Source organism: Pseudomonas sp. YH-1, assembly GCF_051990045.1.
GTDB lineage: Bacteria > Pseudomonadota > Gammaproteobacteria > Pseudomonadales > Pseudomonadaceae > Pseudomonas > Pseudomonas nicosulfuronedens.
This window is the reverse complement of record NZ_CP178184.1, coordinates 4,222,719-4,246,506: the sequence shown is the minus strand read 5'-3', so window position 1 is coordinate 4,246,506 and position 23,788 is coordinate 4,222,719. Positions and strand designations below refer to the sequence as shown.

The following is a 23,788-nucleotide window of genomic DNA, read 5'->3' as shown; positions in this document are numbered from 1 at the left end:
CCCCGAAAGAAATATTTTTTCGCGGGACGGGAATAGATCGCTGCCACAGACGTCTTTCTCGCTCGAACCCACCCACTCCCGGCGCCCCGATGCATTCACTGGACGACCATTCACTGCGCGAACTGCTACCCCGGCTGCGGCGCTTCGCCCTGTCGCTGACGCGCAGCGCGAGCAGCGCCGACGACCTGGTCCAGGCCACCCTGGAGAAGGCGCTGTCGGCCTGGACCGGCCGCCGCGACGACGGCGACCTGCGTGCCTGGCTGTTCTCGATCCTCTACCGGCACTTCATCGACGGGCAGCGCCGGGCCAAACGCTACGCCCGCCTGCTGAGCCTGTTCGGCGCGGACAGCGCGGTCAGCGCATCGCCCGAGGACATCGTCAGCGCACGCTCGACGCTAGAGGCCTTCGAGCGCCTGCCCGCCGAGCAACGCGCGCTGCTGACGCTGGTCAGCGTCGAGGGCCTGAGCTACCGCGAAGTGGCCGAGGCACTGGATATTCCCATGGGCACCGTCATGTCCCGCCTGTCGCGCGCCCGCACGGCGCTGCGCGCGCTGAGCGAAGGACAGACGGCGACTCCTTCTTTGCGGGTATTGAAATGAACGAACGCATTCCCGACGGCACGCCCCAGGAACAGGACCTGCACGCCTACCTCGACGATCAGCTGGAACCGGCGCGTCGCCAGTGGGTGGAAGCCTGGCTCGCCACGCACCCGGACGACGCCCGCCGCGTGGAAGGCTGGCGGCAGGATGCGCAGCAGCTGCGCGCGGCCTTTGCCGGCCAGGCGCGCGGAGCCATTCCCGAACAACTGGACCCGGCGCGGATTCGCCGGCAGATCCAGCAGCGCAGACGTTCGCGCCTTGCGACGGCGGCAGCCTTGTTGATTGCGCTGGGCGTCGGTGGCATGGGGGGTTGGCAGATGCGCGGCGACGCGATGCTGCGCGGCATGCTGCCGATGCAGGATGCGGTGCAGGCTTACCGGTTGTTTGCCGACGCCGGCCAGAACGGGCTGGACCTGCGCGATGGAGGCGACCTGCATGGTTGGCTGGCGCGCTACCTGAAAGACGCCCCGCCGCCACCGGCGCTGGAGCAGGTGGGATTGAAGACCGTCGGGGCGCGGTTGCTCGCCACCGAACAGGGTGCGGCGGCGCTGGTGATCTACGAGGATGGCCAGGGGCGTCGGTTGACCTTCTTCATCCGCCCGCCGGGACCGCGCCATGAGATGTTGCCGCAGGGGCAGCGCACCGATGGCGACCTGCTGGCGCGTTACTGGAGCCAGGGTGGCTACAACTATGCGCTGGTGAGCCGCAGCGATGATCCGCAGGCTCAAGCGGTGGGGCAATTGGTGGGGTTCTAGCGGTGGGCTGTGGCGCTGATGGGTATCGCTGCGCTCCACACCATCCTACGGGCAATCAACCGGTGGAATAACGGTGGTGGATAGCATGGTCGTTTTCCATGGTACGCGGCCACGAACGCAGGATGGGTGGAGCGCAGCGATACCCATGCTGTCGGTGCGACCATTGATGAGTATCGCTGCGCTCCACGCCATCCTACAAAGGCTCTGGCGTCAGAAGGCGAAGCAGGAACAGCCGAAGGCGCCCCAGAAGCCCTGGAAGTCACTCACCGGCACGCTCGACTGGCGCGCGCGTTCGTGGCTGTGGCCATGCACGCCGCAGGAGCCGACACACTGGTGCACGGCATTCTGCAGCGGCGCTTGCGGGCGCCAGTGGCCGGGGACCTTGGCCACCGGCGACCAGTCCGGCAGCACCGGGATCGCCGTCGGCGCCTGGCGCTCGAAGTCGCCACTGCCGAACACCACGCGGCCGTCGACCACGGTCAGCACCGATTCGATGGCCTTGATCTCTTCCTCCGGCACATTGAAGTAGTCCGCGGAGAGCACCGCCGCGTCGGCCATCTGCCCGACCTTGATCATCCCTTTCTTGCCCTGTTCGTTGGAGAACCAGGCGCTGCCATGGGTGTACAGCTCCAGCGCGGTGGCGCGGGACAGGCCTTCGGGGTACAGCTCCAGTCCGCCGACGGTCTTGCCGCTGGCCATCCAGTACAGCGAGGTCCAGGGGTTGTAGCTGGATACACGGGTGGCGTCGGTACCCGCGCCCACCGGCACACCTTCGGCGAGCATGCGCTTGATCGGCGGGGTCGCTTCGGCGGCCTGCTTGCCATAACGGTCGACGAAGTATTCGCCCTGGAACGCCATGCGGTCCTGGATGGCGATGCCGCCGCCCAGCGCCCTCACCCGCTCGATGTTCTTCGGCGAGATGGTCTCGCAGTGGTCGAAGAACCAGTGCAGACCGTTGAACGGGATATCCAGGTTGACCTTCTCGAACACGTCGAGCATGCGCGAGATCGACTCGTCATAGGTGGCGTGCAGGCGGAACGGCCAGCGCTGTTCGACCAGGTGGCGCACCACCGGCTCCAGCTCGGCTTCCATGGTGCCGGGCAGGTCGGGACGTGGCTCGAGGAAGTCCTCGAAGTCGGCCGCCGAGAACACCAGCATCTCGCCGGCACCGTTATGCCTCAGGAAGTCACTGCCCTGGCCGTACTTGACGCTGCTGGTCCAGTTCTTGAAATCGGCCAATTCTTCCTTGGGCTTCTGGGTGAACAGGTTGTAGGCGATGCGCACGGTGAGCTGGTTGTCTTTCTCCAGCTGTTCGATGACCTGGTAGTCGTCCGGGTAGTTCTGGAAGCCACCACCGGCATCGATGGCGCTGGTGACACCCAGGCGGTTCAGCTCGCGCATGAACTGGCGGGTCGAGTTGACCTGGTACTCGAAGGGCAGTTTCGGCCCCTTGGCCAGGGTCGCATAGAGGATCATCGCGTTGGGCCGCGCCACCAGCATGCCGGTGGGCTCGCCGTTGCTGTCGCGGACGATCTCGCCACCGGGCGGGTTCGGGGTGTCCTTGGTGTAGCCAACGACGCGCAACGCGGCGCGGTTGAGCAGCGCGCGGTCATACAGGTGCAGGACGAACACCGGGGTGTCCGGCGCCGCCTGGTTCAGCTCTTCAATGGTCGGCATGCGTTTCTCGGCGAACTGGAATTCGTTCCAGCCGCCTACCACGCGCACCCACTGCGGCGACGGTGTGCGCAAGGCCTGCTCCTTGAGCAGGCGCAGGGCATCAGCCAGGGACGGCACACCTTCCCAGCGCAATTCGAGGTTGTAGTTAAGCCCGCCGCGGATCAGGTGCAGGTGCGAGTCGTTTAGACCGGGAATCGCAGTGCGTCCCTTGAGGTCAATGACTCGGGTGGCGCCAGCGCGCAAGGCCATGGCCTCGGCCTCGGTGCCGACGGCGATGAACTTGCCGTCGGCGATGGCCACGGCGGTGGCCTCGGGTTTCTCGCGGTCGACGGTGTGGAAGCGGCCGTTGGTCAGGATCAGGTCGGCGTACATGGCAATTTCCTCTTTCGATCAGCGGGCGTTGAGCCAGGCGGAGAACAGGCGCGTGGCCCGTGGCATGAAAACGTAGACCACCAGCAGGACGATGGTCGCTACGATGAGCATGTTGGCCGGCACGAAGCCGCCCAGTAGCGGGATTTGCGTGAACAGCGGGCGCCAGAGCTGCGGCACCAGCATCACCAGCGGCAGGATCACCAGGTAGGAGATGGCCGCCTGTTTCCAGCGCGGCGGCTGCTTCTGCGGGTTGTCCGGGGTGGTGAACCAGAACTCGTGGGCGCGGTGCAGCTCCTTCTGTTCACCGTCGATCAGGTGCGGGTCGGCACGCTTGATCAGTTCGCGGCGTTGCGGCGAGTCAAGCCAGGCTTGCAGTTCGTTGGCACTGGCGAAGCGCAGCACCGAAGTGAAGTGCTCACCCTGGCGCATCACGTCCACGCCCAGGTGGCCGGGGAATTCGCTGGCGGCGCGGGTCAGCTCGCGCAGGATGGCTTCATACGCGGCGACACTGTCGGGGCGGGCACGGTGGCGGATGATCAGGGTGACGGATTCTTGCTCAGTGGTCTGGTTCATGTGGGTTCCCTCCAGAGAAGTGGCCTCCCCCGCCTGGCGGCGAGGGAGGAAAGCGGCTTACTGCAGGTGGACCTTCAGCTCCTGGCCGGCCTGGCGCATGGCGGCTTGAACGGCCGGCACCTTGCTCACCACGTTGAGCAGGCCGTAATCGTGGATCATTCCGTTGTAGCGCACGGAAGTGACAGCCACACCCGCGGCATCCAGCTTGCGACCGTAGGCTTCGCCTTCGTCACGCAGCACGTCGGACTCGGCGGTCTGGATCAGGGTCGGCGGCAGGCCCTTGAGCTGGTCGGTGGTGGCGCGCAACGGAGAAGCGTAGATCTCGGCGCGCTGTTTCGGGTCGGTGGTGTAGCTGTCCCAGAACCACTGCATCATCGGTTTGGTGAGGAAATGCCCCTGGGCGAACTGGTTGTACGAGCCGGTCTCGAAGCTGGCATCGGTCACCGGCCACAGTAGCGCCTGGAAGCGCAGCTTGGGCGTGCCCTTGTCCTTGGCCATCAGTGCGACCACCGCCGCCATGTTGCCGCCCACGCTGTTGCCGGCCACGGCCAGGCGCTTGCCGTCGACATTCAGCGCCTTGCCATGCTCGGCGACCCATTTGGTGGCGGCGTAGGCCTGGTTGATCGCCACCGGGTAATGCGCCTCGGGGGACGGGGTGTAGTCGACGTAGACAGCGACGGCGCCGGAATTCACCACCAGGTCGTGGATCAGGCGGGCGTGGGTCGGGTAGTCGCCCAGCACCCAGCCGCCGCCGTGGAAGTACATGAACGCCGGCAGCGTGCCCTTCACGCCCGCCGGGCGGACGATGGTCAGCTTCACCGGGCCGACCTCGGTCTGCACGGTCTTCTCGCTGACCTGGGTGCCGGACAGATCGACCTTCACCGAAGCCTGGGCGCCGGTCAGGACCGCACGGGCATCCTTGGGCGAGAGGGTTTCCAGCGGCTGGCCCTTGCCGGCTTCCAGGGCTTCGAGGAAGGCCTGGGTGTTGTGTTCGACAGTCGGGTTGCCGGCGGCGAAGGCATTGCCGATGGCCAGGGCGAGAGAGGCAGCGAGCAGGGATTGCTTGGCGTTCATGATTCGGTTCCTTGAAAGTGGGGGAGGTTTTCCGAGAGGACGAGCGCATCTTGATCCCAGCCCACAAAGCGCGGAATAGACAGGGTTGCAGGGTCGCTTTGCAGTTTTGCAAAGGCACCGCCCTGCCCTCTGCATGGCTGCATTGCGCAGCTCCGGGGCAGGTCCATATTGATTCAGGTCAGGCGCAATCTGGCCTGGCCATGACGTTTCTCAATACCCATGCCGGATTCGAAAACTTTCTGACATAGCTCAACGGCGCGTTCTGGGGTGGCGGTCGACAATCGCCGCCGACACCAACCCCCGTGAGCGACTCACAGTGCCGGTAGACCACCGCTGAACCCCACCTCCCCACCCCTTCACGCCAGGAATTCACTGGCGCGGCACACGGAAAACGAGCACCCGGGTTCTCTTCACCCATCCCGCCGAGAGGCGGTAGGAAACCGTGATGAAGAACACCCCATTGATGCTTCTGCTGGCCAGCCCGCTGGCCGTGGCCACCGCAACGGCGGCCAACAGCGTCACCGAAACCGATCAACGCTATACCGCCAACCAGAGCGGCCAATACGAAGACTTCACCCAGGTCGGCACCATCAAGACCTTTGCCGTGAGCAACGGCGCCATCATTACCATGACCGGCCCCAGCGGCTCGCCCCTGGTACTCACAGGCGTCAGTGGCAAGGTCGATGGCAATACCCTGGATATCAAGAGCGCCAACAGCCTGGTCACCGTCAACGGTGACATCAGCTACAACTACGGCAGCAACACCAACTCGGCCAGCAAGTACGTCTACAACGGCATCGCGGTTACCGCGGGCGGGCGCTTCGTGCTCAACGGCAACCTCACCGCCACCTCCACCAGCTCGGGCTACAACAGCCCGAAAAGCGCGATGTACGTGGACGGCGCTACTTCCAGCGCCGAGCTCAACGGCAACGCCAACCTGACCATCGCCGGCGGCAAGGGCCTGTTCGCCGCCAATGGCGGGACCATCGACATGACCGCGAAAGACGGCGCGCCCTATGTGCTGACGGTCACCAACAAGTCCAGCCAGCGCTCGGTGGAGGCCAATAACAACGGCACCGTGACGCTCGACCTCGTGGACATGAACGGCACTGGCATCAGCAACGGCGTGGGTCTCTATGCCACGGCGAACTCGTCGATCACCTTCATGGGGGGTGACTTCAACCAGGGCAGCAACAGTCGCTACGGCGCCAACGCCCTGTTCGCGCTGAACCACTCCAGTGTCACCGCCACCGGCTACGATGGCGGCCACCTGCGGATCAAGACCGCCGGGACCAACGAGATCGGCGCCTGGGCCACCGGTAATTCGCAGGTAACGATCAACAGCGAGCAACACCAGGACTTCCAGACGGTGATCCACACCACCGGCTCCGGCCAGTCCCACGGCCTGGCTGCTGGCTCTCTGGGTGGTGGCAGCGCCAGCTCCCCCACCAACAGCACCGGCCACGCCGGCTCCCAGTACGGCAACTCCGAAGTGACGGTGTACGGCAAGGTCGACATCACCACCGAAGGCAAGGACTCGGCCGGTCTGCGGGTCATGGGCGACGGCGCGAAGATCACCCTCACGCCCCTGGTGGCCGGGGTGCGCAACAGCATCAACTCCGCCGCCAGCGCGATCCGCTACTCCTTCGCCAATGGCTACAGCCTCGCCAGCGACGGTGATCGTCTCGAAGGCGGCCAAGTCATCGACCTGACCGATACCGACATGGCACACCTCGACGGCGCCACCGGAACCGCCGGGCTGATCGAGGTGGGTGGCCTTGCCGGGCGCACCTCCGACGGCCAGAACGCCGGCATCATGAACGTCGCCGACGCGGTGCAGGATGCCACCCTGAACCTCGCCAACAGCAGCGCCACTGCCCGGGACGGGCGCAGCCTGCTCAACGTCAACGCCAGCCAGAACAGCACCGAGGGCGTGTTCGCCAGCAGCTTCACGCTCAATGCGCAGGACAGCGAGCTGGTGGGCCGCGCGGTGACTGACAGCACTGTTGCAACGGACGGCAGCGCCAGCAGCGCCACCCTCAACCTCAAGGGCTCGCGCTGGTACCTGCTGGACAAGAACAGCGGCGAGGCAGCTCACTACGCCACTTCCAACCTCACCGCGCTGGACCTGCAGGACGGCTCGCAGGTCTTCCTCAACAGCCGCGAATCCTGGCAGAGCGGCTTTGCCGCCAACCAGCCGGAGCACTATGGCAGCCTGCAACTGGGTTCGCTCAGCGGCACCGGGGCGTTCCACTTCTACACCGACATCGTCAACCAGCTGACCGACAAGCTGAGCATCAGCGAAGCCGGCGGCAGCGCCGGCAACCACTCGGTGCTGGTGGCCAACGACGGATCGCAGAGCACCCTGGGCAACGAGCGCATCGAGATCATCGAGACCAATGGCGGCAGCGGCCAGTTCGGGCTGTACGAGGGCGCGCTGGTGGAGCTGGGTGGCAATACCTACGCCCTGCGCAAGAACGAGGACGACAACTGGGAGCTCTACGGTTACACCGCGCCGCCGGTGGATCCGGGCCCGACCGACCCGGTCGATCCAACTCCGCCGGTGGATCCCATCCCTCCAGTCGACCCGACTCCTCCAGTCGACCCGACGCCCCCGGTCGATCCGACTCCGCCCGGCCCGATCGAACCCGGCGACCCGGTCGCGCCGACACCGCCCGGCCCCGCCCCCGGTCCCGGCACCTCGACCACCCGCGCTTTCCACGCTCAGGTGCACACCAACTACCTGCTGTCCTACCTCGACATGCAGACCCTGCTGCAGCGCATGGGTGAACTGCGCTACACCGAGCGCGATACGGACGGCAACGTCTGGCTACGTACCAATGGCGGCCGCCTGCACTCCTTCGCCGGCAGCAACTTCGACGGCTATCGCCTGAGCTACCAGGGCATCCAGCTGGGCCTGGACCGCCGCGTACCGGTGAGCAGCGGCGACCTGTTCGTCGGCGCCATGATCGGCCACACCGAGGCCGACCAGAGCTTCGACGAAGGCAGCGGCGGCGCGCGCAACACGCATGTCGGCATCTACGGCACCTGGCTGCACGAGAACGGCTTCTACCTCGACGCCGTGCTCAAGGCCGCGCACCAGAAGAACAACTTCAGCGTCAACGACACCCAGGGCAACCGTGTGAAGAGTTCCGGCAGCAGCAAGGGCTACTCCGCTTCGCTGGAAGCCGGCAAACGCTTCACCCTGCACCGCGAGAAGGACAGCCAGTGGTTCGTCGAACCCCAGGCACAACTGGTCTACACCGACCAGGGCGGCTTCTCCTCGCGCGCCAGCAATGGCCTGAAGATCCACTACGACGACTACGACTCGCTGCTGGCCCGCGCCGGCGGTATCGTCGGCTACGAGCTGAGCAACGCGAAACACAAGTCCGAGGTGTACCTCAAGGGCGGCTACGTGCGCGAACTGATGGCCGATGACATCGGCTACCGGATCAACGGCACGCCCAAGCAGAGCTCGGACTTCAGTGGAGGCTGGCGCGAAGCGGCCGTGGGCGTCTCCACGCGTCTGACCGAAGGGCACAGCCTGTTCATGGAAGTGGGCTACCGCGACGGTGACAACTTCGACCAGAACCACGCCAACGTCGGCTACCGGTTCGAATACTGAGTCACCCGGGGCGGCTGGTAACGGCCGCCCCATTCTTTACAGGCGTACCTCTGCGCACCGTCCGGCACGCCACGGATGCCGGCGCGACGTTTGACCGGTACAATGCGCGATTGCCCGTGCCATGCCTGATAAAGAAGAAACCATGTCCCTGCCCAAACACCATCTGGAACTGCTCAGCCCTGCCCGCGATGTCCACATCGCCCGCGAGGCCATCCTGCATGGCGCCGACGCCGTCTACATCGGCGGACCGAGCTTCGGCGCGCGGCACAACGCCTGCAACGAGGTGAGCGATATCGCCCAGCTGGTGGAATTCGCCCACCGCTACCACGCACGGGTGTTCACCACGATCAACACCATCCTCCACGACAACGAGCTGGAACCGGCGCGCGCGCTGATCCACCAGCTCTACGACGCCGGCGTCGATGCGCTGATCGTGCAGGACCTGGGGATCATGGAGCTGGACATCCCGCCGATCGAGCTGCACGCCAGCACCCAGACCGATATCCGCACCCTGGGTAGGGCGAAGTTCCTCGATCAGGCCGGCTTCTCCCAGCTGGTATTGGCCCGCGAGCTGAACCTGCAGGAAATCCGCGCCATCGCCGACGAGACCGATGCCGCCATCGAGTTCTTCATCCACGGCGCGCTGTGCGTGGCCTTCTCCGGCCAGTGCAACATCTCCCACGCCCAGACCGGCCGCAGCGCCAACCGCGGCGACTGCTCCCAGGCCTGCCGCCTGCCCTACACCCTGAAGGATGACCAGGGCCGCGTGGTGGCCTTCGAGAAGCACCTGCTGTCGATGAAGGACAACAACCAGAGCGCCAACCTAAGCGCACTGGTGGACGCCGGCGTGCGCTCCTTCAAGATCGAAGGGCGCTACAAGGACATGGGCTACGTGAAGAACATCACCGCCTATTACCGCCAGCGCCTGGACGGCATCCTCGCCGAGCGCCCGGACCTGGCCCGCGCCTCCAGCGGCCGCACCGACCACTTCTTCGTGCCGGACCCGGACAAGACCTTCCACCGCGGCAGCACCGACTACTTCGTCAGCGACCGCAAGATCGACATCGGCGCCTTCGACTCGCCGACCTTCACCGGCCTGCCGGTGGGCACCGTGGAGAAGGTCGGCAAGCGCGACCTGCTGGTAGTGACCAAGGACCCGCTGTCCAACGGCGACGGCCTCAACGTGCTGGTGAAGCGCGAAGTGGTCGGCTTCCGCGCCAACATCGCCGAGCCGAAAGGCGAATTCGAAGAAGACGGCGAGAAGCGCTACCGCTACCGCGTCGAGCCCAACGAGATGCCCGAAGGCCTCTACCGGCTGCGCCCGAACCACCCGCTGTCGCGCAACCTCGACCACAACTGGCAGCAAGCGCTGCAGAAGACTTCCGCCGAGCGCCGTATCGGCCTGTCGTGGGTCGCCAGGCTGCGTGAAGAGCGCCTGGAACTGACCGCCACCAGCGAGGAAGGCGTCAGCGCCAGCGTCGCTCTGGACGGCCCGTTCGGCGCCGCCAACAAGCCGGAACAGGCGCTGGACCAGTTGCACGACCTGCTCGGCCAGCTGGGCACCACCCAGTACCACGCCGACGCCATCAGGCTGGACGCCCCGCAGGCGTTCTTCATCCCCAACTCCCAGCTCAAGTCGCTGCGCCGCGAGGCCATCGAGGCGCTCACCGAAGCCCGCGTGCAGGCCCATCCGCGCGGCGGCCGCAAGGCCGAGACCAATCCGCCGCCGGTGTACCCGGAGTCGCACCTGTCCTTCCTGTACAACGTGTACAACGAGAAGGCCCGCGCGTTCTACCACCGCCACGGCGTGCAACTGATCGACGCCGCCTACGAGGCCCACGAGGAAACCGGCGAAGTACCGGTGATGATCACCAAGCACTGCCTGCGCTTCTCCTTCAACCTGTGCCCGAAGCAGGCCAAGGGCGTGACTGGCGTGCGCACCAAGGTACAGCCGATGCAGCTGATCCATGGCGACGAAGTGCTGACCCTGAAGTTCGACTGCAAGCCGTGCGAGATGCACGTGATCGGCAAGATCAAGGGCCACATCCTCGGCCTGCCGCAGCCCGGCAGTGAAGGCGTGAACACCATCGTCGGGCAGATCAGCCCGGAAGACCTGCTCAAGACCATTCGCAAGCCGGCGCACTGAGCCTCTTGTTGTAGGAGCGAGCTTGCTCGCGAACAGATTCCCGGCAGTTCCAGCGCTGGGCGGTTCGCGAGCAAGCTCGCTCCTACAAACGGCAAGAGCGGTCCCCCTGCGCGATTTCCCGATCCCCGCTATGATCGGGACATGCCCACCACGCCCCCGCTCCGCCAGCAATGTCCGCCCGGCGCCTGCAATTGCGACCGGGAGCGGCTATTGGAGACACCCAACGCCGACCTGCGCATCCTGCTGCTGACCCGGCACGAGGAACAGCGCCTGCTCGAACGCCTGGAAAACCTCAAGGACCTGTCGGACCTGGAACGCCTGCAGCACAAGCTCTTCGATCAGTTGGGCATTCGCCTGCACATCGCCCCCGGCTTCAACGAGGTGCGCACCATGCGCGGCATCGAGTTCGACTTCGACGAGCAACCCGGCCTCTGCCGAAAAACCCGCCAGGCCATCCCCGCCGCGATCCGCCGGGGCCTGGAGAAGAACCCGGAAATCGCCTGGCGCCTGCTGGACGCTCACGACCTGCTGGGCGGCATCTAGCCCAACACCCCAGCACTTTTTGTAGGAGCGAGCAAGCTCGCTCCTACAGGTCAGTCCTGCGCGTCCCTGGACTTGACCATCGCCCCGGCCAGCTCGTGGCTACCGCGTATCTCCAGCTCCGCCGCGGCCCCCAGCCGATCGCGGTCCTCCTTGTTCTGGCTGAGCTTGGACTTGCCGATGATCTCGCCGATTTCCACCTCGATGCCGACGATGTTCGCCAGCATGCCGCTGATGAATTCCGGGGTGGAGTCGCTCATCTTCCACGGCTTGTCCTCGCCGGCCTCGTGGGTACGGGTCAGGCGGCCGACCACGCCGCGCACGAAGCGCTCCTCGTCCATGACCTTCAGACGGCCGCGTACATGCACCACCTGGTAGTTCCAGGTCGGCACCTGGCGATGCGCCTCGTGCTTGCTCGGGTACCAGTTGGGCGAGACATAGGCGTGTTCGCCACGGAAGATCACCAGCACCTCTTCACCGTCGGCCTCCCGCCACACCGGGTTGTTGCGGGCGACGTGGGCGCGCAGCAGCGGTTTTTCGCCAGAATGCTCCAGCTCGAACGGCAGATGGTTGGCGTCCAGCAGGCCGTCATGGCCGGTGACCAGAATGCCCAGGGGATGCTCACGGATCAGCCGGTGCAGCTCCTCCGGGCGGTTTTCCTCGAAATGCGCGGGTAGGTACATGTAAGGCCTCGACAGCGGGTGGTGGCGGCCATCATGCCGCGGCATTGGCACCCTATAAAGATCCATTAATGCCTTTGGTAATAGAGCCAATCTCCGGTGATCGATATTTTGGTACAGCCTATGCATCGCCCCGCTGGACGGCGATGGTGCCGCCCCCTACTCTAGCCCTTGGCCAGCATTCGCCCCGGATGGCAGACACAGGCTCCCACTTTCGATGACCGCACCCGAGTTCCCCGCCGTTCCTCCCCGGCAGCAGTACCAGGGGAGAATTCCGCCGCGCCTGCAGGATGCCTACAAGGCGTACGTGGTCCAGCATTACCGGCGTTTCCTGCTGGCGATCAACTTCATCGCCATGGCCGCCTACGACTCCTATGTGCTGGCCGATGCCCTGCTGATTCCGGACATGGCGAAGGAATCGCTATTCCTGCGCACGACCCTGAGCCTCCTCGGCCTGATCAACATCTTCCTGGTGTTCCGCTTCAGCCGCAGCGTCCTGGTGATGGACTTGCTGATGCCGGTGCACGACATCATCTCGACCATCGCCTGGTTCGAACTGCTCAAGCGCAGTGCATCGCCCGACGTGCCGTTCTTCCTCTACGCCTCGGTGGTGTTCATCCTGCTAGGCAACCTCGGCGTGCGCTATTCCTTCAAAGGCATCGCCGTGGTATCGGCGGTCATCTCGGCGATCATTCTCTACAACGTCTGGCTGATCCATGACGGGGCGACCAAGCCGCTGCTGATCTTTACCCTGGTCTACCTGCCCATCGCTCTGTTCAGCCTGTTCATCAGCTGGACCAACATCAAGGGCGTGCGCCAGGCCTTCCTCGCCGATCTGGAGGAGCGCCGCCAACGTTCGGAGCTGGCCGCGCTCAACCTGCGGCTGCAGGAGCTGGCAGCCACCGACGGCCTCACTGGCGTGGGCAACCGCCGCTCCCTGGACCTGCAGCTAAACGAGAGCTGGCACGGCATGCGCGCCCACGGCCGACCTTTCGCCCTGCTGATGGCCGACATCGACTACTTCAAGCCCTACAACGATCATTACGGCCACCAGACCGGCGACCGCTGCCTGTGCCAGGTGGCCGAAAGCCTGGTCGGCACCCTGCGCGGCGGGCGCGCCAACGTCTATCGTTATGGCGGCGAGGAGTTCGCCATCCTGCTGGAAGCGACCAGCGCCGAGGACCTGCGCTGTGTGGCCGAACGGCTGCGCGAGCAGGTGGCCAGCCTGGGCATCGAGCACTTCTACCGGCCCGACAGCCTGCGCCACCTGACCATCAGCCTCGGCGCGGCGATGGCCAACGAGAGCGGGCTGCAGGAGCCAAGAGAGTTGCTTGCCCGCTGCGATCAGCACCTGTACGTGGCCAAGCAGAGAGGTCGCAACCGTGTGCAACTCAGCGGCATGCCAGGCGTCTGACGAACGACACGCAACCGGGCGCATGCAACCGGCGCCTCCCTGCATTCCCGCCGGGCGAAGCCCCCAGCGCACGGCAACCGTCACAGGGACCGACCCAACGAGGCCAGAGTGAAACGCGACATCCGTCTTGCCATTCTCCTGCTGTCGATCATCAGCCTCGCCGTGGCCGCCGCCACCGCGTGGGAGCTGTGGTCGGCGCGCGAGCGCACGCTGGCGGAAACCACCACGCACAACCTCAACCTCACCCAGGCCCTGGACACCTATGTCGAGGGCGTTATCACCCAGAGCTCCATGCTCCTGCTCGGCCTCGCCGAGCGCCTGGAGCACGAAGGCCGCGACGCTCCGCAACTTCAGCGCCTGGACGAACTGGTGCAGCGCCAGCAGCACCTGCTGGTGCAGCTCAACGGCGTCGGCATCTACGACGCCCAGGGTAATTGGCTGATGACCTCCACCGGCCCCTTCCCGCCTGGCTCCAACAGCGCCGACCGCGCCTACTTCATCCACCATCGCGACAATCCCTCGCTGGAGGCCTACATCGGCGAGCCGATCCACAGCCGATCCACCGGCGTCTGGGTGATCACTGTCAGCCGGCGCTACAACGACGACCAGGGCAATTTCGCCGGAGTGATAGTCGCCGCCCTCGGCGTGCAGGACTTCCTCCGCCTGTTCGGCAAGATCGATATCGGCAAGACCGGCGCCATCGGCGTGGCCACCAGCAACGGCCAGGTACTGGTGCGTTATCCCTTCCGCGAGAGCGACATGGGCCGGGTACTCTCGCGCTCGCCGATCTTCACCCAGTACCTGGACAGCGCCACGGTCGGCAGCGCCACCTTCGCCTCCTCGCTGGACGGCATCGAGCGCATCTACGCCTTCCGCAAGAACGAGCGCTACCCGCTGGTGACCTCGGTGGCCCTGGGCAAGGACGAAGCCCTCGCCGCCTGGGCCGCCGATGCCCTGCGCACGGTGGCCATTGCCTTCGGCCTGCTGATGGTCATCGTCGTCATCGGCAGCCTGCTGATCCTCGCCATCCAGCGGCGCATCGGCACCGAGCGCCTGCTGCGCGACGCCCGCGAAGACCTGCTCAAGGCCAACCGTCAGCTGGAGGTGCTCGCCTCGCGCGACCCGCTGACGGGCCTGGAGAATCGCCGCAGCTTCGATGAGCACCTGATCGCCGAGCTGCGCCGCGCGCACCGCGAGCGCACACCGCTGGGGCTGCTGCTGATCGACGTGGATCACTTCAAGCGCTTCAACGACACCTACGGCCACCCGGCCGGCGACGACTGCCTGCGGCGCATCGGCCGCGTTCTTGCCGACAGCGTGCGTCGCCCCGGCGACCTTGCCGCGCGCTATGGCGGTGAAGAGCTGGCGGTGATCCTGCCCAACACCGGAGCCGATGGCGCCCTGGCCGTGGCCGAACAATTCATGCAACGTCTGCGGCAGGCCAACCTGACCCACGCCGGCAGCCCGGTCGGCCGGATCACCGCGAGCATCGGCATTGCCACCCTGCCCGGTGGCAACGACAGCAGCCCACAAGCCCTCATCGAAGCCGCCGACCGTGCGCTGTACCGTGCCAAGGCGGCCGGCCGCAATCGCCTGGAAAGCGCTCCGGCCGCGCAGGAATCCGCGCCATGATCCTCGACCCTGACCTGCTCGATGCCTTGCGCACTGCCCGCCACGTCGTGGTATTCACCGGCGCCGGCGTTTCCGCCGAGAGTGGCATTCCCACCTTCCGCGACCGCCTTACCGGACTGTGGGAGCGTTTCGACGCCGCCTCACTGGCCACTGCCGAGGCCTACCGCGCCGACCCGGCGCTGGTCTGGGGTTGGTATGAATGGCGACGCAGCGTCGTCCATCGCGCACAGCCCAACCTCGCGCACCTGGCCATTGCCGCCCTGGCGAGCAAGGTACCCAAGCTCACGCTGATCACCCAGAACGTCGACGACCTCCACGAGCGTGCCGGCAGCCTGGACGTCACCCACCTGCATGGCCAGCTGGAACGCCCGCGTTGCTTCCAGTGCCAGCGTGACCCGGACGCGCCGTTGCCGGTACCGGACGAACCCGAGGCCGGCCGCCGCGTGCAACCACCGGCCTGCGCCCATTGCGGCGGCCCGCTGCGTCCCGGCGTGGTGTGGTTCGGCGAAAGCCTGCCGATGGACGCCATCACTCATGCCTTCCAGGCCGCCGAACAATGCGACTTGCTGATCTCCATCGGCACGTCCGGCGTGGTCTACCCGGCGGCGGAAATTCCCGAGATCGCCTGGCGCCTTCGCGCGACCGTCCTCCACATCAATCCCGTCCCCGGCCCCCTGCACGGCGAACGCGACTTCGCCCTCGCCAGCGCAGCCGGCATTGCCCTGCCCGCATTGCTGAACGAGGCGTTCGCCGAGCACTGATCGCGCAACAACTTTCGACCGTAGGATAGCGTGGAGCGCAGCGATACCCATCATTCCCAGCTCGAACTGCATGGGTATCGCTGTGCTCCACCCATCCTACGAAACTGACCCCACCGTAGGGCGCATAACCCGGAACGGGTTATCCGCCGAAAACGAATTCGCCGGCCTCCCGTGGCACATCCAGCGATAACGGACTTGTAGGAGCGAGGGGGACGCTCAGTTCTTGCTCGCAACCCCGCGCAGCTCGGCGCCGTTGGGAAATCCAATTCGCGAGCAAGCTCGCTTCTACGAAGAGGCAGGCTGCGCGAGGCGGCCTACACCGCCGGCATCTGCAAGGTCACACAGTGAATGCCGCCACCGCCGGCGGCGATCGGGTCGATGTTCAGCTGCACGATCTCCCGGTCCGGATACAGCTCGCTGAGCAAGGCGTGACAATGCTCATCGGCCGCCGCATCGCCGAACTTCGGCGCGATCACCCCGCCGTTCACCGGCAGGTAGTTGATGTAACCGGCGGCGAAGTCCGGGTTGTCGCGGTTGTAGGCGTTCGCCTTGGGGTTCATCGGCGGCGGCAGACTGTGCAGTTCAAGCTTGCGCCCATCGGCGTCGGTGGCGCTCTTCAGAATCTCCAGGTGCCGGCGAGTGACCTCGTAGTCGTAGGAGCGCTTGTCGTTGTCCAGGTTGACCACCACCACACCCGGCTCGACGAAGCGCGCATAGAAATCCACGTGCGCATCGGTGATGTCCTTGCCGCGGATGCCCGGCAGCCAGATCACCTTGCGCAGCCCCAGCATGTGCTTGAGCTCGGCCTCGATACGCGGGCGCGTCCAGCCCGGATTGCGGTTGTCATTGAGCCAGCAGCTCTCGGTGAAGATCGCCGTGCCGTGGCCGTCCACCTCGATGCCGCCACCCTCCCCGCACAGCTCGCTGACGAGGGCTTTGGCTTCCAGGTCCTCGGCGAGCGCCGCCGACACTTTGCGGTCGCGCTCGGCGTGCTGCTTGCCGCCCCAGCCGTTGAAGTTGAAGTCGGCCAGCGCCATGCCGCCCGGCGCGTCGTTGACCAGGAAGCAGCCGCCGTAGTCGCGCACCCAGATGTCGTCCACCGGAACAGGCAGGAAGTCGACGTTCTGGCCGCCGCACGCGCGCTTGGCTTCGGCCTGTTGTTCCGGCCGGCAGAGCACCGTCACCGGCTGGAATTCGGCAATGGCGCGAGCCAGTCGCGCCACCGTGGCGTTGACATCCGGAACCATGTCTTCCCAGATGTCGGCGCTCGCCGCATAGGCAACGAACACCCGCTCCTGCTTGCGGTGCTCGTCGGGCATGTACCAGGGCTTCGCCGCCAGGGCGACGCGGCCCAGGCCGAGCCCGAGGCCTGTCGCCAGCGTCATGCCGGCGCCGAGCAGGTTCCTGCGTGTCATCATCCTCGCCTCCTCAGCCGCCGGTGCCGGTTTTGAAGCTGGTCCAGGTGCGCATCCGTGAACGCATGTCGCGCTGCGGGATGTCCTTGCCGGGGAATAGTCGCGCGTAGGCCTTCTCATCAAGATAGATGTCCGGGTTGTCGCGCATGCTCGCCTCGACCATCGGGCGCGCCTTGGCGTTGGACGTCGGGTAGCCGGTGGCGTTGCTGATCGCCGCCATCACCTCCGGACGCATCAGGTAGTTGATCAGTGCGTAGGCATACTCCGGGTGCGGCGCGTCCGCGGGAATGGCCATGGTGTCCATCCATACCGAAGTGCCTTCGCGCGGCACGCGGTACTCGAAGCGCTCGGGCTTCTTCGCCTCGTCGGCAGCGCGTTGCGACTGGATCACGTCACCGCTGTAGCCCAGCGACAGGCACAGGTCACCATTGACCAGTTGAGTGACGGGCTGCGACTGGAACTTGCGGATATACGGGCGGATGCCGTTGAGCACCGCCAGTGCGTCCGCCAGATCCTGCGGCTTGCCGCTACGTGGGTCGCGGCCGAGGTAGTTGAGCACCACGGCGAGCACTTCGTCCGGCGAGTCGATCATCGAGATGCCGCAGTCGGCGAAGTGCCTGGCCATCTCCGGCTTGAACATCAGGTCAAGACTGTTCACCGGCGCGCCGGGCATGCGCTGCTCGATCTTTGCCTGGTTGTAGGTCAGGCCGATGCTGCCCCAGGTGTAGGGCACCACGGCATGCCGCGAGTACGGGTACTTGGTCTGCAAGTCGCGCAGGCCCGATTCGATATCGCCCAGGTGCTCCAGCTTGCTGTCGTCGAGCTTCTGCAACGCGCCGGCGCGCATCAGGCGCTCGGCGACGGTATCGCCGGGGAAGATCAGGTCATAGCCGCTGTGCCCGGCCATCATCTTGGCCTCCAGCGTCTCGCTGCTGTCCATCACGTCGTAGATGACGCGGATGCCGGTCTCTTTCGTGAAGTTGGCCAGGGTGTCGGAGGCGAAGTAATCCGCCCAGTTGAACAGGCGCAGGACCTTCTCTTCGGCCATAGCCGGTTGCAGGCAGCACGCCAGGGACAACCCCAGCGCGCCCATCATCAGGTGCTTGTTCATGGTCAGACTCCTTGCCAGCGCGGGTGCAGGTGGCGGCCATCGAGGCCGAGCAACGGGCCGTACATTTCCGGCCGGCGGTCGCGGTAGACGCCCCAGGTCAGGCGCTCCTCGCGGGCCAGGTCGAGGTCCAGCTCGCGGACCAGCACGGCGGTCTCGTTGCGCCCGGCTTCGCCCAGCAGCGCGCCCTTGTGGTCGGTGATGAAGGACGAGCCGTAGAAGCGCATGCGCAGCCTGTCATCACTGGGCGCCACTTCCTCACCGATACGGTTGGCCGCCAGCACCGGCAGCAGGTTGGCGGCAGCGTGGCCGCGCTGGGCGGTCTGCCAGTGGTCGCGGGAGTCCAGCTGCTCGGCGCCCGGTTCGGAGCCAATCGCGGTGGGGAACAGCAGCATCTCCGCGCCTTGCAACGCCAGGCAGCGAGCAGTCTCGGGGAACCACTGGTCCCAGCAGATGCCCACGCCGAGGCGGCCGACGGCGGTGTCCCAGACACGGAAGCCGGTATCGCCGGGGCTGAAGTACTCCTTCTCCTGGTAGCCGATGGCGTTGGGGATGTGCGTCTTGCGGTACACCCCGAGCAGGCTGCCGTCAGCGTCGGCGACGGTCAGCGAATTGAAGTAGGCGTTACCGGCCCGTTCGAACCAGCTGATCGGCAGCACCACGTTCAGCTCTGCCGCCAGGCTGGCGAAGCGCTGCAGCAGCGGGCTGTTGTCATACGGCTGGGCCAGGGCGAGGTGGGAATGGTCCTGCTCGATGCAGAAGTACGGCGTGGCGAACAACTCGGGCAGCAGGATCAGTTTCGCTCCCTCCGCCGCCGCCGCGCGCACCTGGCGCTCGGCTTCGGCGAGGTTGCGCGGCAGGTCCCAGCTGCAGGAAAACTGCAGCACCGCGACGCTCAGCTTGCTCATCACAGGCCTCCCAGCGGCCAGGCCGGCTGCTGCTGGGTAATGCAGTGCACACCGCCGCCGCCGTGGGCCAGGTTATTGATGCGCACCGGCACCACTTCGCGACCGGGGAAAGCACGGGCGAGCACGGCGGCGGCTTCGTCGTCGGCGGCGATGCCGTAGGCCGGCATGATCACCGCACCGTTGGCCAGGTAGAAGTTGGTGTAGGAGGCGCAGAACACTTCCGCCTCCGGGTCCACCGCGGCGCTGGCTTCGAACAGTTCGATCAGCTCGAAGGAGCGACCCTGGGCATCGGTGGCCAATTCCAGCGCGCGACGGTTTTCCTTCGCGACCTGGGCGTAGACGCTGGAGCTATCGTGGGTAGCATCCACCAGCAGCACGCCAGGACGGGCGAAGGCGCACACGCCATCGACGTGGCCGTCGGTCATGTCACCGGTGACGTACTGCGGGTCGCCCGGCAGCCAGATGGTCTTGGTCACACCCAGCAGGCGGCTGAAGATTTCCTCCATCTCGCGCTTGCTCACGCCAGGGTTGCGATTGGGGTTGAGCAGCACCGACTCGGTGGTGATCAGCGTGCCCTCGCCGTCCACATGGATCGCCCCGCCCTCGTTGGACAGCGGCGTACCGAAGCAGTCGAACCCGAGGTTATTGAGAATGCGACGGCCCAGGCCTTCGTCCAGGGTGTGCTCGGACTTGCCGCCCCAGGCGTTGAAGCGCCAGCTCACGCCGGCTACACCCTGCTGCGGATGGCAGACGAAGGTCGGCCCGGAATCACGGCACCAGCTGTCGTCGATGGGCAGCGGCACCAGCTCGACATTCCGCCCGCAGAGTTCGGCGGCGCGGGCCACGGCGGACGGGTCCACCACCAGCTTCACCGGCTCGAAGCGGGCAATAGCGTTGGCGACACGGGCGAAGTCTTCCTGCACCTGCTCCAGGGTCACGCGCCAGCCGCCCTCCCAGAGCGGACGGTTGTGCGGGAATGCCATCCAGGTCGCCGCGTGGTTGACCCATTCGGCAGGCATGCGCCAGCCGTTCTGCCTATCGTCATTGCGATGCATATTCGAACCTTCGGTAAGGAATTTTTATCGGAGGGAAAGGGTTAAGCGGCGCCTGATGACAATGCTAGGCCTGTGAAAACGTCACAACAAACGATAGATTTTGCGTAAATCTGATTAGACGAACTTATCGATCATGCTCAAACACTGGCCACCCCTGAATGCCCTGCGCGGCTTCGAAGCCGCCGCGCGCCTGGGCAGCTTCCACAAGGCCGCCGAGGAGTTGCACCTCACCCAGTCGGCCATCAGCCAGCAGATCCGCAGCCTGGAAAGCTTCGTCGAACAGCCGCTGTTCTATCGCTCAGGGCGCAAGGTCGCGCTGACCGACGCCGGCGCTGACCTGCTCAGCACCACGCAATCGATGCTGCAGCAACTGGCCGTGGGCATCCGCCGCCTGGACCAGTACCGCAAGCCCAACCAGCTGGTGGTCAACACCACCCCGGCTTTCGCGCGGCACTGGCTGGTACCGCGCCTGGCCGACTTCCACGGACGCCACCCGCAAATCGACCTCTGGCTGCTGACCACCGACGAAACCCCGGACATGGCCAGCCAGACCATCGACATCGCTGTGCGCGACGATCTCACTGCCCAGGCCGAGTGCCGCTTCCGCGTGCTGCTGGAGGATCGTCTCTATCCGGCTTGCCACCCTTCTCTGCTGACGCAGCCGGAGCCTGCGCGCACCACGCTGCACGGCGAACGGGAAATGGACTGGGCGCACTGGCAGGTGCAGGGTGGAGCGGACGTCGGCCAGCGCAGCGAGGGGCTGAACTTCTCCGATCCGGGACTGCTGCTCGACGCTGCCAGCCAGGGGCTGGGTATCGCGTTGGTGAGCCAGTTGCTGGCCGGCGATGCCCGTAGCAATGGCCTGCTCACCCCACTCAGCGAGCAGACCGTGCGCGGACCGAACTGGTCACTGCTGGTGCACCAGCAGAGCGAACGCAATGCGCAGGCGGTGGGCTTCTGCGAGTGGCTATCCGCCGCGCTGGGCGTTTCCCTGTAGGAGCGAGCTTGCTCGCGAACAACCCAGCACCGGAGTGGCCGGCTGACTCTGTTCGCGAGCAAGGACTGGGCGTCCCCTCGACCCTGCGAAGAGCTGTGCCAACCGCCCCCCCCTCTCCCCACGCAGGACTTTCACCACCGTAGGGCGCATAACGCCTATGGCGTTATCCGCCTTGTCGGCGAATAACCCGTTCCGGGTTATTCGCCCTTCGAAAACACCACCAATCAGGCCTTCCCCGTTTTCAACCGCCCCCGCTCCTTCTTCCCCGCCAACGCGCTCTCCGCCGCCGTCTTTACCAATCGCTGGAAAGTCGGACACTCCGCGTGGCTGGGCGCCGGGCATGCCGCCGCATGGCGCAACCCGCGACTCATCGCCCGCAAACGCTTGATCGTGGCATCCAGCTCATCCGCCTTGGCCTCCAGCATCTGCCGGTCGATATTCGCCCCGCCGTCACCGGAAAACATCGAGCGGATCTCCTCGAGGCTGAATCCGGCCGACTGCCCCAGGGTGATCAACGCCAACTGGTCAAGAATCTGCGGTGCGAACTGCCGGCGCGCGCCGGGCTTGGCGAGCGAAACGATCAGTCCCTTCTCCTCGTAGAAACGCAGGGTCGAAGCCGGCACGCCGGAGCGCCTGGCCACGTCAGCGATATCCATGGAACACCTCTTGACCTCAAGTTCGCTTGAACTTGTAGGTTCACGCCAAAGCCCTTGCCGGTCAACCCGGACGCGGCTTTGACCTTGCGTAAGAAACAGGAGAACTCCATGAAAAGCATCGCCATCGTCTACCACAGTGCCAGCGGCCGCACCGAGCGCATTGCCCTGACCATCGCCAACGGCGCTCGCCGGGTGCCCGGCTGCGAAGTGCAGTTGCTCCAGGCCCACGAGCTGATCGAACGGCCACAAGCGCTGCTTGCCTACCACGGCCTGATCCTCGGCTCGCCGACTTACCTGGGCGGCGTCTCGGCACCGCTCAAAGCCCTGATGGATGCCACCGGCCCGTTGTGGCGCCAGCAGAGGCTGCGTGGCCGCCTCGCCGCCGGCTTCACTGTCTCGGCACTGCCGGCCGGCGACAAGCAATCCACGCTGATCTCAATGTTCACCTTCTGCATGCAGCACGGGATGCTCTGGGCCGGCAACCCGATCCTTCCCGAACAACATCAGGGAGTGCCTGAGCACGAAGCCGCCAACCGACTCGGATCCTGGTCCGGCCTGATGGCCCAGGCCGACAAGACCGCGCCGGACTTCTGCCCCGGCGACCTGAAGAGCGCGTTCATGTTCGGCCAGCATTTCGCCGAAACCCTCAGCCGCCTTCAGCAGCCAGAGCTCGAGCCCGCGCAGGAGTGCCACGCATGATCCCGCGCCGTTACGCCCCGCTGCTGTTTGCCCTGATGCTGTCCGGCGTGATGACCCTGCTGGTCTCCGGCCTTTCCACCGGCCGCGCCATCGGCCTGGCACCCGACTTCGCCCAGTTCTGGCTCGGCGCATGGCTCGCCAGCTGGGGCATCGCCTTCCCGCTGGTGCTGGTCATCACCCCACTCACTCGCCGCCTGGTGGAGAAGCTGGTCCGCGCGTAGGCCCGATGGCGCCACCCTGAAAAGGAACATCCGGGGGCCTCGTGCGTAGGATGGCGTGGAGCGCAGCGATACCCATCGCTTCGTACCACGCCACGGCATGGGTATCGCTGCGCTCTACCCGCCCTACAAAAGCCGTCGAGGCAACGAGTTCCTGCAGGGGCTAGCGGTTACTCGCGAATCCCGTCGGTGAACCGGCAGAAGCCGTCACGCACCGCGCCCTCGGTGGTGTACATCCCCCCCAGGGTGACGAAGACATAGCTTACCTTGGAGCCGGAGCCTGACTTTTCCACCACGACGTTCAACGGTGCGTTACGACTGCTCAGGATCACGCCCTGATAGGCGGAGATGGTGCCGCTCTTCTCGTCGGCGTTCTGGATGGTGAAACCTTCCTTCACCAACGTCTTCTGCGCCCGGTCGAATACCTTGGACACCGGCATGTCCAGCTGGACGTTGGAAGTGAAAGTCTTGCCGGCGATGAAGCCGCCTTCGGTGTTGAAGTTGTCTTCGCACTGGTTGCCGGTCTTCTGGTGCGCACAGCCCTGCAACAGGGCGGCAGCGAGCAGAATCATCGTGACTCGTCGCATCATCGTTCCTTGATCTCGTGGGGCCGCCATCCCTGCGGGTCTACAGCGGCGAAGGGGTTTTATAAGCCGAGGGCGCAGGACATGGCTAGAACTTTCCTAAGCTATTGAGGCCTTCTACTCGGCGATATCCTCTCGCTGTCGCTCAAGCGTAAGGGTTGGCATGGTTCGGCTCAACGATTGAGCCACCACCAACTACCAGCCTACGCCGTAGACAGTCGATTCGGCGCAAAGCACTTCGCTGTGAGGGGCAGCGCCGAAGTCCAAACGCCCCGCCATTATTTGCCACCATTTCGACAT

General features: G+C 65.6%; 21 protein-coding genes. 11 read left to right on the top strand and 10 right to left on the bottom strand.

What is annotated here, in order from left to right; all coding sequences use genetic code 11:
• The first annotated feature begins 89 nt into the window (after nucleotides 1–89).
• Together ACKI1H_RS19495 and ACKI1H_RS19490 are read left to right on the top strand one after the other, a co-directional pair.
• A complete protein-coding gene (locus ACKI1H_RS19495; RefSeq protein WP_192223326.1) occupies nucleotides 90–599 on the top strand; it encodes a sigma-70 family RNA polymerase sigma factor in 510 nt (169 codons plus the stop codon).
• Nucleotides 596–1,354 (top strand): anti-sigma factor family protein, encoded by a 759-nt coding sequence (locus ACKI1H_RS19490; protein ID WP_138526668.1) that lies wholly within the window; start codon nucleotides 596–598, stop codon nucleotides 1,352–1,354. Before ACKI1H_RS19495 ends, ACKI1H_RS19490 begins: the two co-directional genes overlap by 4 nt.
• A 210-nt stretch (nucleotides 1,355–1,564) precedes the next feature.
• Here the strand turns inward: ACKI1H_RS19490 and ACKI1H_RS19485 are convergent, their stop codons facing one another.
• The 3 genes from ACKI1H_RS19485 to ACKI1H_RS19475 are packed head-to-tail and all read right to left on the bottom strand — an operon-like array spanning nucleotide 1,565 to nucleotide 5,050.
• A complete protein-coding gene (locus ACKI1H_RS19485; RefSeq protein WP_440466002.1) occupies nucleotides 1,565–3,403 on the bottom strand; it encodes an amidohydrolase in 1,839 nt (612 codons plus the stop codon).
• An 18-nt stretch (nucleotides 3,404–3,421) separates the two neighbouring features.
• Nucleotides 3,422–3,976 carry an antibiotic biosynthesis monooxygenase gene (locus ACKI1H_RS19480; RefSeq protein ID WP_440466001.1) on the bottom strand — a complete coding sequence of 185 codons (555 nt, stop codon included), beginning with the start codon at nucleotides 3,974–3,976 and terminating at the stop codon, nucleotides 3,422–3,424.
• Between the two features lie 57 nt (nucleotides 3,977–4,033).
• On the bottom strand, nucleotides 4,034–5,050 hold the full coding sequence (locus ACKI1H_RS19475; protein WP_440466000.1) for an alpha/beta hydrolase: 1,017 nt from the start codon (nucleotides 5,048–5,050) through the stop codon (nucleotides 4,034–4,036).
• A 445-nt stretch (nucleotides 5,051–5,495) separates the two neighbouring features.
• Between ACKI1H_RS19475 and ACKI1H_RS19470 the strand changes: the two genes are divergently transcribed.
• The 3 genes from ACKI1H_RS19470 (at nucleotide 5,496) to ACKI1H_RS19460 (ending at nucleotide 11,364) form a co-directional block, all read left to right on the top strand.
• Nucleotides 5,496–8,675 carry an autotransporter outer membrane beta-barrel domain-containing protein gene (locus ACKI1H_RS19470; protein ID WP_440465999.1) on the top strand — a complete coding sequence of 1,060 codons (3,180 nt, stop codon included), beginning with the start codon at nucleotides 5,496–5,498 and terminating at the stop codon, nucleotides 8,673–8,675.
• Nucleotides 8,676–8,817: 142 nt separating this feature from the next.
• On the top strand, nucleotides 8,818–10,821 hold the full coding sequence (locus tag ACKI1H_RS19465; RefSeq protein WP_440465998.1) for a peptidase U32 family protein: 2,004 nt from the start codon (nucleotides 8,818–8,820) through the stop codon (nucleotides 10,819–10,821).
• A gap of 141 nt (nucleotides 10,822–10,962) precedes the next feature.
• Nucleotides 10,963–11,364 carry a hypothetical protein gene (locus ACKI1H_RS19460; protein WP_440465997.1) on the top strand — a complete coding sequence of 134 codons (402 nt, stop codon included), beginning with the start codon at nucleotides 10,963–10,965 and terminating at the stop codon, nucleotides 11,362–11,364.
• A gap of 50 nt (nucleotides 11,365–11,414) precedes the next feature.
• Here ACKI1H_RS19460 and ACKI1H_RS19455 read toward each other — a convergent pair whose 3' ends face one another.
• Complete coding sequence (locus ACKI1H_RS19455; RefSeq protein ID WP_440465996.1) at nucleotides 11,415–12,044, bottom strand: FMN-binding negative transcriptional regulator; 630 nt, start codon at nucleotides 12,042–12,044, stop codon at nucleotides 11,415–11,417.
• Nucleotides 12,045–12,258: 214 nt separating this feature from the next.
• On the opposite strand from ACKI1H_RS19455, the gene ACKI1H_RS19450 reads away from it, so the two are divergent.
• The 3 genes from ACKI1H_RS19450 (at nucleotide 12,259) to ACKI1H_RS19440 (ending at nucleotide 15,848) form a co-directional block, all read left to right on the top strand.
• On the top strand, nucleotides 12,259–13,455 hold the full coding sequence (locus ACKI1H_RS19450; protein ID WP_440465995.1) for a GGDEF domain-containing protein: 1,197 nt from the start codon (nucleotides 12,259–12,261) through the stop codon (nucleotides 13,453–13,455).
• A gap of 108 nt (nucleotides 13,456–13,563) precedes the next feature.
• Complete coding sequence (locus ACKI1H_RS19445) at nucleotides 13,564–15,087, top strand: sensor domain-containing diguanylate cyclase (RefSeq protein ID WP_440465994.1); 1,524 nt, start codon at nucleotides 13,564–13,566, stop codon at nucleotides 15,085–15,087.
• Nucleotides 15,084–15,848: an SIR2 family NAD-dependent protein deacylase gene (locus ACKI1H_RS19440; protein ID WP_440465993.1), complete on the top strand. Its 765-nt coding sequence runs from the start codon at nucleotides 15,084–15,086 to the stop codon at nucleotides 15,846–15,848. The genes ACKI1H_RS19445 and ACKI1H_RS19440 overlap by 4 nt, the downstream gene beginning before the upstream one ends.
• A 314-nt stretch (nucleotides 15,849–16,162) precedes the next feature.
• Here the strand turns inward: ACKI1H_RS19440 and ACKI1H_RS19435 are convergent, their stop codons facing one another.
• From ACKI1H_RS19435 to ACKI1H_RS19420, 4 genes are read right to left on the bottom strand one after another with little or no spacing between them, the layout of a single operon-like run.
• Nucleotides 16,163–17,266: an agmatine deiminase family protein gene (locus ACKI1H_RS19435; RefSeq protein ID WP_440465992.1), complete on the bottom strand. Its 1,104-nt coding sequence runs from the start codon at nucleotides 17,264–17,266 to the stop codon at nucleotides 16,163–16,165.
• 10 nt (nucleotides 17,267–17,276) lie between these two features.
• Nucleotides 17,277–18,374, bottom strand: a complete 1,098-nt coding sequence (locus ACKI1H_RS19430; RefSeq protein WP_440465991.1) for an extracellular solute-binding protein — start codon at nucleotides 18,372–18,374, stop codon at nucleotides 17,277–17,279.
• 2 nt (nucleotides 18,375–18,376) lie between these two features.
• A complete protein-coding gene (gene aguB, locus ACKI1H_RS19425) occupies nucleotides 18,377–19,279 on the bottom strand; it encodes an N-carbamoylputrescine amidase (protein ID WP_440465990.1) in 903 nt (300 codons plus the stop codon).
• On the bottom strand, nucleotides 19,279–20,334 hold the full coding sequence (locus ACKI1H_RS19420) for an agmatine deiminase family protein (RefSeq protein WP_440465989.1): 1,056 nt from the start codon (nucleotides 20,332–20,334) through the stop codon (nucleotides 19,279–19,281). Before ACKI1H_RS19420 ends, aguB begins: the two co-directional genes overlap by 1 nt.
• A gap of 133 nt (nucleotides 20,335–20,467) precedes the next feature.
• On the opposite strand from ACKI1H_RS19420, the gene ACKI1H_RS19415 reads away from it, so the two are divergent.
• Entirely contained in the window at nucleotides 20,468–21,331 is an 864-nt protein-coding gene (locus ACKI1H_RS19415; protein ID WP_440465988.1) for a LysR substrate-binding domain-containing protein, read from the top strand.
• Nucleotides 21,332–21,555: 224 nt separating this feature from the next.
• Here the strand turns inward: ACKI1H_RS19415 and ACKI1H_RS19410 are convergent, their stop codons facing one another.
• Nucleotides 21,556–21,987, bottom strand: a complete 432-nt coding sequence (locus ACKI1H_RS19410) for a helix-turn-helix domain-containing protein (protein ID WP_440465987.1) — start codon at nucleotides 21,985–21,987, stop codon at nucleotides 21,556–21,558.
• Between the two features lie 108 nt (nucleotides 21,988–22,095).
• Between ACKI1H_RS19410 and ACKI1H_RS19405 the strand changes: the two genes are divergently transcribed.
• Both ACKI1H_RS19405 and ACKI1H_RS19400 read left to right on the top strand, forming a co-directional pair.
• A complete protein-coding gene (locus ACKI1H_RS19405; protein ID WP_440465986.1) occupies nucleotides 22,096–22,686 on the top strand; it encodes a flavodoxin family protein in 591 nt (196 codons plus the stop codon).
• Nucleotides 22,683–22,907, top strand: a complete 225-nt coding sequence (locus ACKI1H_RS19400) for a DUF2798 domain-containing protein (RefSeq protein WP_126624779.1) — start codon at nucleotides 22,683–22,685, stop codon at nucleotides 22,905–22,907. Before ACKI1H_RS19405 ends, ACKI1H_RS19400 begins: the two co-directional genes overlap by 4 nt.
• A gap of 167 nt (nucleotides 22,908–23,074) precedes the next feature.
• On the opposite strand, the gene ACKI1H_RS19395 is transcribed toward ACKI1H_RS19400, so the two are convergent.
• Nucleotides 23,075–23,491, bottom strand: coding sequence for a hypothetical protein (locus ACKI1H_RS19395; RefSeq protein ID WP_440465985.1), 417 nt, complete (start codon nucleotides 23,489–23,491; stop codon nucleotides 23,075–23,077).
• Nucleotides 23,492–23,788 lie beyond the last annotated feature (297 nt).

Bases quoted from the DNA above. Each gene is read 5' to 3' on its own strand.
- ACKI1H_RS19495 (WP_192223326.1), top strand. From the start codon at position 90: ATGCATTCACTGGACGACCATTCACTGCGCGAACTGCTACCCCGGCTG.
- ACKI1H_RS19490 (WP_138526668.1), top strand. From the start codon at position 596: ATGAACGAACGCATTCCCGACGGCACGCCCCAGGAACAGGACCTGCAC.
- ACKI1H_RS19485 (WP_440466002.1), bottom strand. From the start codon at position 3,403: ATGTACGCCGACCTGATCCTGACCAACGGCCGCTTCCACACCGTCGAC.
- ACKI1H_RS19480 (WP_440466001.1), bottom strand. From the start codon at position 3,976: ATGAACCAGACCACTGAGCAAGAATCCGTCACCCTGATCATCCGCCAC.
- ACKI1H_RS19475 (WP_440466000.1), bottom strand. From the start codon at position 5,050: ATGAACGCCAAGCAATCCCTGCTCGCTGCCTCTCTCGCCCTGGCCATC.
- ACKI1H_RS19470 (WP_440465999.1), top strand. From the start codon at position 5,496: ATGAAGAACACCCCATTGATGCTTCTGCTGGCCAGCCCGCTGGCCGTG.
- ACKI1H_RS19465 (WP_440465998.1), top strand. From the start codon at position 8,818: ATGTCCCTGCCCAAACACCATCTGGAACTGCTCAGCCCTGCCCGCGAT.
- ACKI1H_RS19460 (WP_440465997.1), top strand. From the start codon at position 10,963: ATGCCCACCACGCCCCCGCTCCGCCAGCAATGTCCGCCCGGCGCCTGC.
- ACKI1H_RS19455 (WP_440465996.1), bottom strand. From the start codon at position 12,044: ATGTACCTACCCGCGCATTTCGAGGAAAACCGCCCGGAGGAGCTGCAC.
- ACKI1H_RS19450 (WP_440465995.1), top strand. From the start codon at position 12,259: ATGACCGCACCCGAGTTCCCCGCCGTTCCTCCCCGGCAGCAGTACCAG.
- ACKI1H_RS19440 (WP_440465993.1), top strand. From the start codon at position 15,084: ATGATCCTCGACCCTGACCTGCTCGATGCCTTGCGCACTGCCCGCCAC.
- ACKI1H_RS19435 (WP_440465992.1), bottom strand. From the start codon at position 17,266: ATGATGACACGCAGGAACCTGCTCGGCGCCGGCATGACGCTGGCGACA.
- ACKI1H_RS19430 (WP_440465991.1), bottom strand. From the start codon at position 18,374: ATGAACAAGCACCTGATGATGGGCGCGCTGGGGTTGTCCCTGGCGTGC.
- aguB (WP_440465990.1), bottom strand. From the start codon at position 19,279: ATGAGCAAGCTGAGCGTCGCGGTGCTGCAGTTTTCCTGCAGCTGGGAC.
- ACKI1H_RS19420 (WP_440465989.1), bottom strand. From the start codon at position 20,334: ATGCATCGCAATGACGATAGGCAGAACGGCTGGCGCATGCCTGCCGAA.
- ACKI1H_RS19415 (WP_440465988.1), top strand. From the start codon at position 20,468: ATGCTCAAACACTGGCCACCCCTGAATGCCCTGCGCGGCTTCGAAGCC.
- ACKI1H_RS19410 (WP_440465987.1), bottom strand. From the start codon at position 21,987: ATGGATATCGCTGACGTGGCCAGGCGCTCCGGCGTGCCGGCTTCGACC.
- ACKI1H_RS19405 (WP_440465986.1), top strand. From the start codon at position 22,096: ATGAAAAGCATCGCCATCGTCTACCACAGTGCCAGCGGCCGCACCGAG.
- ACKI1H_RS19400 (WP_126624779.1), top strand. From the start codon at position 22,683: ATGATCCCGCGCCGTTACGCCCCGCTGCTGTTTGCCCTGATGCTGTCC.
- ACKI1H_RS19395 (WP_440465985.1), bottom strand. From the start codon at position 23,491: ATGCGACGAGTCACGATGATTCTGCTCGCTGCCGCCCTGTTGCAGGGC.